Here is a 12,985-nt window from a genome sequence, read left to right as displayed (position 1 = left end):
CATGATCGTCATCGGTGGCGGGCTCGGCGGCCTGTCCACCGGCTGCTACGCGCAGATGAACGGCTACCGGAGCCAGATCTTCGAGATGCACGAGATCCCCGGTGGCTGCTGCACCGCCTGGGACAAGGGCGACTTCACCTTCGACTGGTGCGTCAGTTGGCTGCTCGGCTCAGGCCCCGGCGACGAGATGCACCAGATCTGGCTCGAACTCGGCGCGCTGCAAGGCAAGCAGATGCGCAACTTCGACGTCTTCAACGTCGTGCGCGCCCGCGACGGTCGAGCGGTGTACTTCTACTCCGATCCGGACCGCCTCGAAGCGCACCTGCTCGGCCTCTCACCCGCCGACGCGAAGCCGATCAGAGAATTCTGCGGTGCCCTGCGGAAGTTCAAGGCATGCATGGCGGCCTACCCATTCCTCAAACCGGTGGGACTCATGGGGCGGTTCGAGCGCTTGCGCATGCTCGCCGCCTTCCTCCCGTACGCCAACGTGATCCGCAAATCGATGACCACCTTGATGACGGACTACTCCGCGAAGTTCTCCGACCCACTGCTCCGCGACGCCTTCAACCACATTCTCTACGAGTACCATCCCGCCTTCCCCGTGCTGCCCTTCTACTTCCAACTGGCGTCGCACGCCAACGGGACGGCAGGCGTCCCGGAAGGAGGATCACTGGGCCTGTCCAGGTCGGTCGAGCAGCGCTATCTGCGGCTCGGCGGGAAGGTCACCTACAACGCCAAGGTCGAAGAGGTACTCGTCGAGAACAACCGCGCCGTCGGCGTCCGGCTGAGCGACGGACGGACATTCCGTGCCGACATCGTGGTCTCGGCCTGCGACGGTCACACCACCATGATGAAGCTCCTGGGAGGCCGGTACCTCAACGACACGTACGAGCGCCTCTACACGAGGACCATCGACGAACCGGGGATGATCTACCCCGGTTACGTGAGTCTGTTCCTGGGGCTGGACCGCCCCTTTCCCGAGGGCGACCCCTGCACCACGTACCTGCTCGGCGAGGACGAGGCAACCGCGTTCGTCGGCATGGCCAATCCCAATATGAACGTGCAGTTCCGCAGCATCCACTACCCGGAACTCTCGCCGCGGGGGACCGGTGTCGTCTTTGTCAGCTACTTCTCGGACACCGGCGTGTGGCGAGACCTGAGCGAAGGACCGGAACAGCGCAGCCGCGTGCACGGGGGAGAGGAACTCCACACCCTGGCGGTGAGCCGCGGACGGGCGTACTACGCGGCCAAGCGCGAGGTGACACGAGCCGTCACGGAATTCCTGGACCGGAAGTTCCCCGGGCTCGCGAAATCGGTCGTGGCACGCGACATCGGAACGCCCCTCACCCAGGTCCGCTATACCGCGAACTACGACGGATCCATCGCCGGCTGGCTGCCGTTCGCCGAGAGCGCGGAGACGGTGGAGAAGGAGATGAACAAGAACGGCCCGGTGGTGCCGGGACTGGAGAACTTCTACCTCTCCGGCGTCTGGGCCACCATCGGCGGCCTCATCCGGGCAGCCGCCGCCGGCCGCCATGTCCTGCAGTTCATCTGCCGTGACGACGGCGTGGAGTTCACCGCCGACGTCGACCTGACACAGCCGCCGCCCACGCAGATCGTCATCCCGGTCGGCCGGTATCTGTCCGCTTCCCCGACCGCACCGACCCTCACCGTCACGGAGCATGAATGAAGATCGAGAAGTGGATCGTGCGCGAGCACGTCCCGGGTATTCCCGACGTCGACCGGATCTACGAAAAAGTTGTCGAAGAGGTGGACATCTCGCTCAAGGAAGACGAGATGCTCCTCAAAACCCTCTACGTGTCGCTGGACCCCTACCTGCAAGGGCTCGCCCTCGAAACGCCCCTCGGCGAACACATGGTCGCCCACAGCATCCTGGAAGTGATCGCGGCCGGACCACGCTCATCCTTCGCGGTCGGGGACCTGTTGCAGGGATACGGCGGCTGGCGCAGCCATGTGGTCACCACCGGTGCGGGATGGCGATGGGAACACGGCGAATTCCCCGTCCCGTTCCCGGCCTTCCGGAAACTGGATCCGCGGCACTACGACGAAGCCCTGCCGCTCTCGACCGCACTCGGCGTCATGGGCCCACCGGGACTGACCGCCTGGGGCACGCTGACCCGCTTCTTCACCGTGCGACCCGGTGACACGTTCGTCATCAGCGGCGCTTCCGGCTCCGTCGGCTCATTGGCCGGCCAGTTGGCCAAGCGCGCCGGCGCCCGCGTGATCGGCACCACCAGCTCACCGCGGAAGGCCGCCCATCTCGCCGCACTCGGTTTCGACGACGTCATCCACTACCGCCACGGCGACGACCCGGAAAAGGTCCGCGAGGCACTACGGGCAGCGGCTCCGGGCGGCGTCGACAAGTACTTCGACAACCTGGGCGGGGCGATCACCGATGCCGTGTTCACCATGCTGAACGTGGGCAGCCAGGTGGCCATTTGCTGGCAGTGGGCCACCCAGATCGCGGGCGACCACACGGGGCCGCGGCTCCTTCCCTTCATCATGTTCCCCCGTACGACCGTCCGCGGAATCTTCGCGGAGGAGTGGTACGACGACCGGACCCTGGCCGCGATGCATGACGACCTGGGTGGAATGGTCCGCCGCGACGAGATCAAATACCACGAAACAGTCCGGCATGGCTTCGACTCCATTCCCGAGGCGTACCGCAGCTTGTACACGGACAGCGCGGCCAACCGCGGCAAGGTTCTCGTACACCTTTGATCCCCCGTCCTCCCCGGAAAGGCAGATGTTGAGGGTGTCTCACCAGCAGGAGCCGCTCGCGTATCCCTTCGAGCAGCCCGAGAAACTGGAACTCCATCCCGTCTACGCCGAGTTGCGGCAACGGCCACTGGCGCGCGTACGGATGCCGTACGGCGAGGACGCCTGGCTGATCACCCGGTACGCCGACGCGAAAGCGGTGCTGAGCGACCACCGGTTCAGCATGGCCGCGGCACTCGGGGGCGACCGGCCGCGCGTCAGGCCGGTGGCGGTCAGCGGGGGCGGCCTGCTCTCCACGGACGGTCCGGACCACACCCGTCTGCGCGGCACCGTGGCGAAAGCCTTCACCGCGCGGAGTATCGAGCGGCTGCGCGACCGCGTACGGGAGATCGCCAGGGATCTGCTGGACCGCATGGTGCGGTCGGGAGCCCCGGCGGACCTGGGAGACCGGTTCGCCTTCCCTCTCGCCATCACCGTGATCGGCGAGCTGCTCGGAGTGGATCAGGACGGCCACCTCGGTGTCCGGCACTGGCTGGACGTGATGATGTCCCACACCGTGACGGCCGACGACTTCCATCTGTGGAACAAGAAGTTCGCCGCCTATACGGCCGACCTGGTGGAGCTGCGCCGCCAGGAGCCGGGCGACGACCTCTTCAGCGCCCTGGTACGGGCGCACGACGAGGAGGGGCGCATCACCATGGAGGAGCTGATGGCCCTCACTCCCGTTCTCATCAGCGCGGGGTTCGTGACGACCTTCAACCAGATCTCCAACTCGTGCTACCTGCTGCTGGCGCGTCCCGATCGTTTCTCCCTGCTGCTCGACCGGCCCGAGACGGTTCCCCGCGCGGTGGAGGAGCTGCTGCGGTACGTGCCGCTGCCCAACGGGTTCGCCTTCCCCCGGTACACCACCGAGGACATCGAGCTGGGCGGAGTCGTCGTCCGCGCGGGCGATCCGGTCCTGGTCGACACGGCGGCCGCCAACCGGGATCCGGCGGTGTTCGACGATCCCGACGAGCTTGTCCTCGACAGGGCCACCAACCCCCACCTCAGCTTCGGACACGGCTCGCACTACTGCATCGGTGCCCATCTGGCGCGTGTGGAACTGCAGGTGGCCCTGGAAGTCCTGCTGGAGGACATGCCCGGCCTCAAACTGGGCGTCCCCGAGGACGAGTTGCGCTGGAAGACGCGGACCATGGTGAACGGCCTCCACGAGCTGCCGGTCACCTGGTGAAGGGCGAAGGGCGTGACGTCAGCCCTGAGTGAATGACGTCACGCTCGCCCGGACCTGGACACCCGCCTGCCCGCCCCCCCCATCCGAGAATCTCCCGGGGGCGGGAACAGCCGGCCAATGGCTCCCATAGGGGGCGATACCCGTCGGGCGCCATCCGGAGTTCACCTGGAACCCCTCCTGTACTCATATCTACGCGCGTATCTTGTGGCGAGTCGTGCGTCGTTCGACCCTGCTTGACGACCCGTTCGGCATCCGTACCGAACGGGTCGTCACCCCCAGCTCAGCCCCGGCACGGGCTTCCGGGCTGCCGGAGGGTCGCTGCGTCTCAGCGCTGATCCGTCCCGTCGCCCCGTAGAAGGAGAAACCCTCCGGTGTCGCATCCCTTCGAGACCAGACCCACCTCTGTGCCGCCCGCCCTCTCCGGCCGGCCGCACACACGCACCCGCCTCCTGCCGATGGGAGTCGCGGGCGCTGTCGCCCTGGCCGCCGTCGGCTTCGGCATCAACTCCGCGGTGGCGGCCCCGTCCGCCGACGCCGTGATCGCCGAGGTGTACGGCGGCGGCGGCAACTCCGGCTCCGTGCTCAGCAACGACTTCGTCGAGCTGGCCAACGCTGGCCAGGGCTCGTTCGACCTGAGCGCGTACAGCGTCCAGTACCTGCCGGGTGCCCCCACCCCGGCGTCGAAGTGGCAGGCGACGGCGCTCACCGGCTCCGTGGCCGGCGGCGGCCGCTACCTGGTGCAGGAGGCGGCGGGCACCGGCGGCACCACCGCGCTGCCCACCCCCGACGTGACCGGCGCCATCAACATGTCCGGCACCACCGGCACGGTGGCGCTCGTCTCCGGTACCGATCCGCTCACCTGCGTGACCGCTGCCGACTGCCTGGCGGACAAGCGGGTCAAGGACCTGGTCGGCTTCGGCACCGCGCTGGTGCGCGAGGGCAGCGGCCCGGCCGCCGGAGCGAGCAACACCGCCTCGGTGAGCCGCGCCGCCTCGTCGGCCGACACCGACGACAACGCGGCGGACTTCACCGCGGGTGCCCCCACCCCGCAGAACTCGGGTGGCACGGGCGGCACCCCCCCGACCGATCCGCCCACCGACCCCCCGACCGACCCGCCCACCGACCCGCCGGGGGCCGTGGACGCGAAGATCCACGACATCCAGGGCGACACCCGTACCTCCCCGCTGAACGGCAAGGCGGTCAAGGACGTCACCGGCATCGTCACCGGCGTCCGGGCCTACGGCTCCTCGCAGGGCTTCTGGGTGCAGGACCCCAAGGCGGACGACAACCCCCGTACGAGCGAGGGCGTCCTCGTCTTCACCGGCTCCACCGCGCCCACCGTGAAGGTCGGCGACAGCGTGTCGCTCTCCGCCACGGTCCAGGAGTACTACCCCGGCGGTCAGTCGTCCGGCATCCAGTCCACCACGGAGCTCACCAAGGCCGCGGTCACGGTGGCCTCCAGCGGCAACAAGCTGCCCGCTCCTGTCGTCCTGAACGACCGCGGTGTGCCGGACGCCTTCGTGCCGAGCGCGGGCGGCGGCTCCATCGCGAACCTGCCGCTGCGGCCCGACGCGTACGGCCTGGACCGCTACGCCTCCCTCGAGGGCATGAACGTCCAGATCGGCAGCAGCCCCGTCGTGGGCGCCTCCGACGAGTACGGCGAGATGTGGGTAACCGTCAAGCCGGAGCAGAACCCGACCAAGCGCGGCGGCACCCTGTACACGGGGTACGACGAGCAGAACTCCGGCCGCCTGATGGTGCAGTCGCTCATCCCGACCGCCACCCAGCCGTTCCCGGTGGCGAACGTCGGCGACACACTGCGCGGCACCACCGCCGGCCCGCTGGACTACAACCAGTTCGCGGGTACGTACACGATCGCGGCGCGCACCATCGGCACCGTCAAGAGCGGCGGCATCAAGCCCGAGGTCACCGCGAAGGCGTCCGGTGACCAGGCCACGGTCGCCACGTACAACGTGGAGAACCTGGCCCCGAACAACCCGCAGTCGAAGTTCACGGCGCTCGCCGAGGGCCTGGTGGACAACCTGCGGTCGCCCGACGTCGTCGCGCTGGAGGAGATCCAGGACAACAACGGCGCCACCGACGACGGCACCGTCGCCGCGGACCAGACGCTGACGAAGCTCACCGACGCGATAGCGAAGGCGGGCGGACCGCGCTACTCGTGGCGCGAGATCGACCCGGTGAACGACAAGGACGGCGGCGAGCCGGGCGGCAACATCCGCCAGGCGTTCCTGTACAACCCCGCGCGGGTCGGCTTCACGGACATCAAGGGCGGCGACGCCACCACCGGTATCACCGTCACCGGCAGCGGCGGCAGGACGGCGCTGAGCGCCTCACCCGGGCGGATCGCGCCGAACGACCCGGCCTGGAACAACAGCCGTAAGCCGCTGGCGGGTCAGTTCACCTTCCGGGGCAAGACGCTGTTCGTGATCGCCAACCACTTCAACAGCAAGGGCGGCGACCAGGCGCTCGACAGCACCTTCCAGCCGCCGGTCCGCAGCTCCGAGGTGCAGCGCAACCGCCAGGCGATCCTGGAGAACGACTTCGTCAAGCAGATCGAGGCGAAGGACTCCAAGGCCGCGGTGGTGGTCCTGGGCGACCTCAACGACTACCAGTTCTCCCCCGCGGCGCTCGGCCTCACCGGCAACGGCAAGGACCTCACGGACCTGGTCAACGAGCTGCCGGTGAAGGAGCGTTACTCCTACGTCTACGAGGGGAACTCGCAGGTGCTCGACCACATCATGGTCAGCCCGCGCCTCGCGAAGAACGCCGACTACGACGTGGTGCACATCAACGCGGAGTTCGCGAACCAGACCAGCGACCACGACCCGCAGATCGTCCGGCTGAAGCCGTAGGACCTCCGGTCCTTCGCAGGGGCGGGGCTCCTCCGGGAGTCCCGCCCTTCGGCCGTCAGTCCTGGACCGCCGGCTCGTACGGCAGCAGCTCGGGCCTCTTCGGCATCCGGCCGTCGCCCGTCGAGCGCCCGGTGAGCCTGCGCATGATCCAGGGCCCCAGATACTGCCGCGCGAACCGTACGTCGCTGCCGCGCCGCATCGCCCACCGTACGGGCGCCGTCGGCGGCAGTGCCGTACGCCAGTCGTCCTCGGCGGCGAGGCCGAGCGCCTGCCAGACGGCCTCGGCGACCCTGCGGTGGCCCTCCGGGATCAGGTGCAGCCGGTCCACGTCCCACATCCGCTGGTCGGCGAGCGCCGGTACCCCGTACAGGTCGACGACCAGCGCGCCGTGCTTCTCGGCCAGTACGTCGATGAAGGCGAACAGCTCCTCGATGCGGGGCCGGATGCGCTCCATCACCGGACCGTCGCGCCCGGGGCTGCGCATCAGTACGAGCTGTCCGCAGGACGGCGCGAGCTTCTCCACCGCCTCTTCGAGCAGCCCGCGCACCCGGCCCATGTCGACCTTGGGGCGCAGGGTGTCGTTCAGCCCGCCGACGAGGGTCACCACATCCGCCGACATCGCGGCGGCAAGGTCGACCTGCTCCTCGACTATCTGGCCGATGAGCTTGCCGCGCACGGCGAGATTCGCGTACCGGAACCCCGGATTCTGCGCGGCGAGGCGGGCGGCGAGCAGATCGGCCCAGCCCCGGTAGGAGCCGTCGGGCAGCAGGTCGGACATGCCCTCGGTGAAGGAGTCGCCGAGGGTGACAAGACTGGTGTATCGAGCATTTATCTCCATGGCGAGAGCGATACTACCGCCAGGTAAGTTATGCGTGTCTGCCCACCAGTTCGCGCAGCACGTCCTCCATCGTGACCAGCCCCTCCAGCTTGCCGTCCTCGTCCAGCACGGCCGCCAGATGCGTACGGCTGCGGCGCATCGCGGTGAGGACGTCGTCCATGGGCGTGGTCGCCCGTACCCGCGCCACGGCGCGCATCGCCGACACGGCGAACGGCAGATCGCGCGGCATCGCGTCCAGCGCGTCCTTCACATGGAGGTAGCCGAGGATGTGCCGGGAGGAGTCCACCACGGGGAAGCGCGAGAAACGCGACTCGGCGGACAGCCGCTCCAGCTCCTCGGGGGTGGTCCCGATCCGGGTCGACACCACCTGCTCCAGCGGCAGCACCACGTCGCGCACCGGACGCCGGCCCAGTTCGAGCGCGTCGTGCAGCCGCTCGGTCGCCCGGTCGTCGAGCAGCCCGGCATGGCCCGCGTCCGTGACGAGCCTCGCCAGCTCGTCGTCGGAGAACGTGGCCGCCACCTCGCTCCTGGTCTCCACCCGCAGCAGTTTCAGCAGCAGGTTGGCGAAGGCGTTGATGGTGAAGATCACCGGGCGCAGGCCGCGCGACAGTGCCACCAGCGGAGGCCCCAGCAGCAGCGCCGTCCTGGCCGGTCCCGCGAGGGCGATGTTCTTCGGGACCATCTCGCCCAGCAGCATGTGCAGATAGGTCGCCAGGACGAGCGAGATGACGAACGAGATCGGATGGACGAGACCGTGAGCCACGCCGATGCCGTCGAAGAGCGGCTCCAGCAGATGCGCGATGGCGGGCTCGGCGACGATACCGAGCACCAGCGTGCACAGCGTGATGCCGAGCTGCGCCGCCGCCAGCAGCGCCGCCACATGTTCGAGGCCCCAGACGACACTGCGGGCGCGCCGGTCACCGGCCTCGGCGGCCGGTTCGATCTGGCTCCTGCGCACCGAGATCAGCGAGAACTCGGCGGCCACGAAGAACGCGTTGACGACCAGCGTCAGCAGTCCGACGAGCAGTTGGATCGCGGTCATCGGCCGTCCTCTTCCGGGTGCGGGCGGTGCGAGCCGCCCGAGTGCGCCGCGCCGCGTCCTTCGGTGGTGTCGTCCCCGGCCGAGGCGGGCGGCGCGTGCAGCAGCAGGCGCGCGGCGCGCCGGCCCGAGGCGTCCGTCACGTCGAGCTGCCAGCCGGCCACCTCGACCTGGTCGCCCTCAGCCGGGATACGGCCCAGCTCGGTGGCGGCCAGGCCGGCGAGCGTCTCGTACGGCCCTTCGGGCAGCCACAGCCCGATGGTCCGCAACTGGTCGGCGCGCGCCGCGCCGTCGGCGGACCAGATCGCCCGTCCCCGCGCGTCCTCGCCCACCCGGACCAGGTCGGGTGTCTCGTGCGGGTCGTGCTCGTCCCGTACCTCGCCGACGACCTCCTCGACGATGTCCTCCAGCGTCACCACACCGGCGGTCCCGCCGTACTCGTCGATGACGACGGCCATCGTGGAGCCGCCGGAGAGCCGGTCGAGGAGCTTGTCGACGGTGAGCGTCTCCGGTACGAGGAGAGGCTCGCGCAGCAGCTCGGTGACCGGGTACTCGTTCCTGCGCTCGGCGGGGACCGCCAGCACGTCCTTGATGTGGGCGGTGCCGACGACCGAGTCGAGGCTGCCCCGGTAGACCGGGAAGCGGGAGAGACCGGTGGCGCGGGTGGCGTTGGCGACGTCCTCGGCCGTTGCCCGCAGGTCCAGCGCCACCACCTGCACCCGGGGTGTCATCACGTTCTCGGCGGTCAGCGCCGCCAGGCTCAGCGTCCGTACGAACAGCTCCGCCGTGTCCGCCTCCAGCGCGCCTTCCTTCGCCGAGTGCCTGGCGAGGGCGACCAGCTCCTGGGGGCTGCGGGCCGAGGCCAGCTCCTCGGTGGGCTCCAGGCCGAAGGCGCGCACGATGCGGTTCGCCGTGTTGTTGAGGTGGCCGATGAACGGGCGGAAGGCGGCGGTGAAGTACCGCTGCGGCGTCGCCACGACCTTGGCGACGGCCACCGGTGAGGAGATCGCCCAGTTCTTCGGGACGAGTTCACCGACGACCATCAGGACCACGGTCGACAGGGCCGTACCGACCACCAGGGCGAGCGAGGACGCCACGGAGCCGGAGAGCCCGATGTCCTCGATCGGCCCCCGGAGCAGCTTGGAGACCGACGGTTCGGAGATCATGCCGACGACCAGGTTGGTGACGGTGATGCCGAGCTGCGCGCCGGAGAGCTGGAAGGTGAGGCTCCGTACGGCCTTCAGGGCGCCGGCCGCACCCCGCTCCCCGCGCTCGGCGGCCCGTTCCAGATCACCGCGCTCGACGGTCGTGAGGGAGAACTCGGCGGCGACGAAGGCACCGCAGGCGAGCGCGAGCAGGAGCGCCACGAGCAGCAGGAGCACTTCGATCATCGGTTCACCTCCGTCCCATGATCGGTCCCAGGCCGGAGACGCGCACGAGGTCGGTCGGCGGCCGGGCCACGGTCTGCTGGATCACAGTCGGTTGGATCACTGTCGGGAGGGTCACCCATTGGTGGACTCTCACACCTTTCGGGCCGGGGTGAATGATCCTCCATGGTAAAGGGTCGGTAAAACGGGGTGCTCCCGGCCCTGGCACCACGGAGCAGCCCCGGGATCAGCCCCCGAGATGTTTCACCCAGCGACTCCACTGCGGCTCCGGCGCGTACCCGGCGGCGTGCCAGGCGTGGTGCGCCTGCTCGTTGCGGTTGAGCACCATCGCGTCGACCCGCCGCCCGCCCAGGCTGCTGAAGCGCTGCTCCGCCGCGTCCAGCAGGGCCGTGGCGATCCCCTGCCGGCGGCAGTCCGGGTGAACGGCGAGCCGGTAGGCGGAGCATCGCCATCCGTCGAAGCCGGCTATCACGGTCCCCGTGAGGCGGCCGTCGCGCTCCGCGAGGATCAGGGCCTCGGAGTCGCGGGTGACGAGCCGGGTCACTCCGTCGTGGTCGTCGCTGATGCTTGTTCCCTCCGCCGCCTCGCGCCAGAACCGCAGCACGTCGTCGACGTCCGCGAGGGTGGCACAGCGGATGTGCAGATCGGTCATGGAACGAGCCAAGCAGAGCGCGACGAGTTGGGCGAGCGGGTTTCGCCGCCCCCGGTTTCGCCGCCCCCGGATCCGCCGTCCGTTCCGGCTTCCGTTCCGCCGTCCGTATCGCCCGCGGCGGCCTCGCGCGAGGGCGACCGGCCGAGCAGGTCCCGCGGGTCCCGCATGGTGGCGATCATGGCCATGTCGTCGCCCAGCGAGCCGCCGACGTACGACAGCAGATCCCTGGTGAGGTGCTTGAGCAGTTCCTCAGGACCGCCGGCCGGGCCGCCGGCGGCCAGGCCCGCCAGTGTCGCCCGCTCGGAGAGCGGGTAGAAGACGCCGTCCTCGTCGCGGGCCTCCGTCACCCCGTCGGTGTACAGGAGCAACTGGTCGCCCGGGCCGAAGGGGAAGGTCTCAGGGGCGTAGGACGCGTCACCGAGCGTGCCCAGCCCCAGGGGCGGCGCGGGACGGCGAATTTCCAGCGGGACCGCGGCGCCGTCATGAAGCAGCAGCGGTGGCGGATGTCCCATGCAGACCAGATTCACGATCGGGTCGTCGTCCGGTATGTCCGCCACCACCGCGGTGACGAAGCACTCCGCGACGTCCTCCTCGGTCAGGGACAGCTCGGCCAGGCCCCAGTGGACGCTGCCCTCCAGATAGGCGGCCAGCTCCGGCAGGGGCGACTGCCGGTGCGCCGCCGCCCGGAAGGCGCCGAGCATGATCGAGGTACGGCTGATCGAGGCGAGCCCCTTACCGCGTACGTCCCCGATGAGCAGCCGGGTCGAGTGCGCGGTCCTGGCTACGGCGAACAGGTCACCGCTCACCCGCGTGTCGGGCTCCGACGGGTGGTACTCCGTGGCGATGCGCAGCGGCCCCGCCCGGGGCGGCAGCGGGCGCAGCACCGCCGACTGCGCCGTCTCGGAGATCAGGTGTTCTCTCTCCAACTGCGCTGCCCGCTGGTCCCGCAGCCAGCAGAAGAGTGTGGCGAGTACGGAGACGATCACCAGGGCCACGACTTCCAGGGTGACCCGCTCGTCGCTCAGGGTGTGCCGCTCCAGTCCGGCGACGACCTGCGCAAGCACCGCCAGGGCGCCGATGGACGCCGCGAGCCGGGGGCCCGCGAACACGGTGGAGAAGGTGGGCGCGATCACCAGCAGCGGTGCGATGTGCAGGTTCGGCGGCAGCCAGATGTCGATGACCGGGACCGCCACGACCAGCAGCAGGGGTACCAGGATCAGCTTCCCACCCGGGACGGGCGGGAAGCTGAATGATGAGGAACGGTGCGGAAGCCGCATATATCCTGTATACCCCCACTCGTCGGGTGGTGTTCCCGGGTGCCATGGCGGTCGGACCGGGGCCGGAGACCGCTGGACGGAGCGGCCCGTCGCTTCAGCTCACGCCGCTGGGCCGGAACTGAACGCTGATTCGGGGCCCGGCCGCCCGCGCGGTCTTGGGGATCGCGTGTTCCCAGGTCCGCTGGCAGGAACCGCCCATCACGATGAGATCGCCGTGTCCGAGCGGCCGCCGTACGGTACGCCCGCCACCACCGCGCGGGCGGAGCAGCAGATCCCGGGGCGCCCCCACGGACAGGATGGCGACCATGGTGTCCTCGCTCCTGCCGCGACCGGTCCGGTCGCCGTGCCAGGCCACGCTGTCCCGGCCGTCGCGGTAATAGCAGAGCCCGGCCGTGGTGAACGGTTCGCCCAGCTCGGTCGCGTAGTACGCGCAGAGCGCGTCCCTGGCCTCGGACAGCGCCGGGTGCGGCAGCGGGTCGTCGGCGCGGTAGAAGGAGAGCAGCCGGGGGACCTCCACCACCTGCTCGTACATCCGCCGGCGCTCGGCCTGCCAGGGGACCTCGGCGGCGAGGCGCGCGAACAGCGCGTCCGCGCCCCTCAGCCAGCCGGGCAGCAGGTCGATCCAGGCGCCGTCCCCGAGCTGCGTCCGGTCTACGTCGCGCAGCGGACCGGGGCTTATGTCATCGCTCTGGTCGAAGAGCGAGCCCTGGAGATACGCATCCATATATGCAGCTTAACCACGCAAGCATTTCGGATGCGGACATAGTGGTCGGTGGGCCGCGGTGACACGGAGGGCAGCGGGGCCGACCCGCACAGAAGCGGTCGGCCCCGCATCGCCCTCACGCGCTCTCCGCCTCCACCCCCGCACGGAACGCCGCCGCGTCCCACGTACCGTCCAGGACCGGCGCCAGCCAGCCCGCGGCCCTCGCCCGGAACTCCCCGGGCGCC

10 protein-coding genes are annotated in these 12,985 nt (G+C 69.7%); 4 read left to right on the top strand and 6 right to left on the bottom strand.

Annotated features, from left to right (window positions below):
• Position 1 precedes the first annotated feature (1 nt).
• From QR77_RS03860 to QR77_RS03845, 4 genes are all read left to right on the top strand, one after another.
• Entirely contained in the window at positions 2-1,690 is a 1,689-nt protein-coding gene (locus QR77_RS03860; RefSeq protein ID WP_040027255.1) for an NAD(P)/FAD-dependent oxidoreductase, read from the top strand.
• Positions 1,687-2,742: an NADP-dependent oxidoreductase gene (locus QR77_RS03855; protein ID WP_040019680.1), complete on the top strand. Its 1,056-nt coding sequence runs from the start codon at positions 1,687-1,689 to the stop codon at positions 2,740-2,742. Before QR77_RS03860 ends, QR77_RS03855 begins: the two co-directional genes overlap by 4 nt.
• Positions 2,743-2,767: 25 nt before the next feature.
• Complete coding sequence (locus tag QR77_RS03850) at positions 2,768-3,970, top strand: cytochrome P450 (protein WP_173476269.1); 1,203 nt, start codon at positions 2,768-2,770, stop codon at positions 3,968-3,970.
• 455 nt (positions 3,971-4,425) lie between these two features.
• Positions 4,426-6,843 (top strand): endonuclease/exonuclease/phosphatase family protein, encoded by a 2,418-nt coding sequence (locus QR77_RS03845; protein WP_052489527.1) that lies wholly within the window; start codon positions 4,426-4,428, stop codon positions 6,841-6,843.
• A gap of 55 nt (positions 6,844-6,898) precedes the next feature.
• Here the strand turns inward: QR77_RS03845 and QR77_RS03840 are convergent, their stop codons facing one another.
• From QR77_RS03840 to QR77_RS03815, 6 genes are all read right to left on the bottom strand, one after another.
• Positions 6,899-7,681, bottom strand: coding sequence for an SGNH/GDSL hydrolase family protein (locus QR77_RS03840; RefSeq protein ID WP_040019678.1), 783 nt, complete (start codon positions 7,679-7,681; stop codon positions 6,899-6,901).
• Positions 7,682-7,709: 28 nt separating this feature from the next.
• On the bottom strand, positions 7,710-8,723 hold the full coding sequence (locus tag QR77_RS03835) for a hemolysin family protein (protein WP_040019677.1): 1,014 nt from the start codon (positions 8,721-8,723) through the stop codon (positions 7,710-7,712).
• Positions 8,720-10,111, bottom strand: a complete 1,392-nt coding sequence (locus tag QR77_RS03830) for a hemolysin family protein (RefSeq protein WP_040019676.1) — start codon at positions 10,109-10,111, stop codon at positions 8,720-8,722. Before QR77_RS03830 ends, QR77_RS03835 begins: the two co-directional genes overlap by 4 nt.
• A gap of 223 nt (positions 10,112-10,334) precedes the next feature.
• Positions 10,335-10,760 carry a GNAT family N-acetyltransferase gene (locus tag QR77_RS03825; RefSeq protein ID WP_040019675.1) on the bottom strand — a complete coding sequence of 142 codons (426 nt, stop codon included), beginning with the start codon at positions 10,758-10,760 and terminating at the stop codon, positions 10,335-10,337.
• Positions 10,757-12,037, bottom strand: coding sequence for a PP2C family protein-serine/threonine phosphatase (locus QR77_RS03820; RefSeq protein ID WP_052488513.1), 1,281 nt, complete (start codon positions 12,035-12,037; stop codon positions 10,757-10,759). The genes QR77_RS03825 and QR77_RS03820 overlap by 4 nt, the downstream gene beginning before the upstream one ends.
• Positions 12,038-12,131: 94 nt before the next feature.
• Positions 12,132-12,761 carry an alpha-ketoglutarate-dependent dioxygenase AlkB gene (locus tag QR77_RS03815; protein ID WP_040019673.1) on the bottom strand — a complete coding sequence of 210 codons (630 nt, stop codon included), beginning with the start codon at positions 12,759-12,761 and terminating at the stop codon, positions 12,132-12,134.
• Positions 12,762-12,985 lie beyond the last annotated feature (224 nt).

This window comes from Streptomyces sp. 150FB (assembly GCF_000818195.1).
Classification (GTDB): Bacteria; Actinomycetota; Actinomycetes; order Streptomycetales; family Streptomycetaceae; genus Streptomyces.
This window is presented reverse-complemented; position numbering and strand designations above follow the sequence as displayed.

Coding starts and splice junctions, on each gene's coding strand:
- QR77_RS03860 (WP_040027255.1), top strand. CDS start 2: ATGATCGTCATCGGTGGCGGGCTCGGCGGCCTGTCCACCGGCTGCTAC.
- QR77_RS03855 (WP_040019680.1), top strand. CDS start 1,687: ATGAAGATCGAGAAGTGGATCGTGCGCGAGCACGTCCCGGGTATTCCC.
- QR77_RS03850 (WP_173476269.1), top strand. CDS start 2,768: ATGTTGAGGGTGTCTCACCAGCAGGAGCCGCTCGCGTATCCCTTCGAG.
- QR77_RS03845 (WP_052489527.1), top strand. CDS start 4,426: ATGGGAGTCGCGGGCGCTGTCGCCCTGGCCGCCGTCGGCTTCGGCATC.
- QR77_RS03840 (WP_040019678.1), bottom strand. CDS start 7,681: ATGGAGATAAATGCTCGATACACCAGTCTTGTCACCCTCGGCGACTCC.
- QR77_RS03835 (WP_040019677.1), bottom strand. CDS start 8,723: ATGACCGCGATCCAACTGCTCGTCGGACTGCTGACGCTGGTCGTCAAC.
- QR77_RS03830 (WP_040019676.1), bottom strand. CDS start 10,111: ATGATCGAAGTGCTCCTGCTGCTCGTGGCGCTCCTGCTCGCGCTCGCC.
- QR77_RS03825 (WP_040019675.1), bottom strand. CDS start 10,760: ATGACCGATCTGCACATCCGCTGTGCCACCCTCGCGGACGTCGACGAC.
- QR77_RS03820 (WP_052488513.1), bottom strand. CDS start 12,037: ATGCGGCTTCCGCACCGTTCCTCATCATTCAGCTTCCCGCCCGTCCCG.
- QR77_RS03815 (WP_040019673.1), bottom strand. CDS start 12,761: ATGGATGCGTATCTCCAGGGCTCGCTCTTCGACCAGAGCGATGACATA.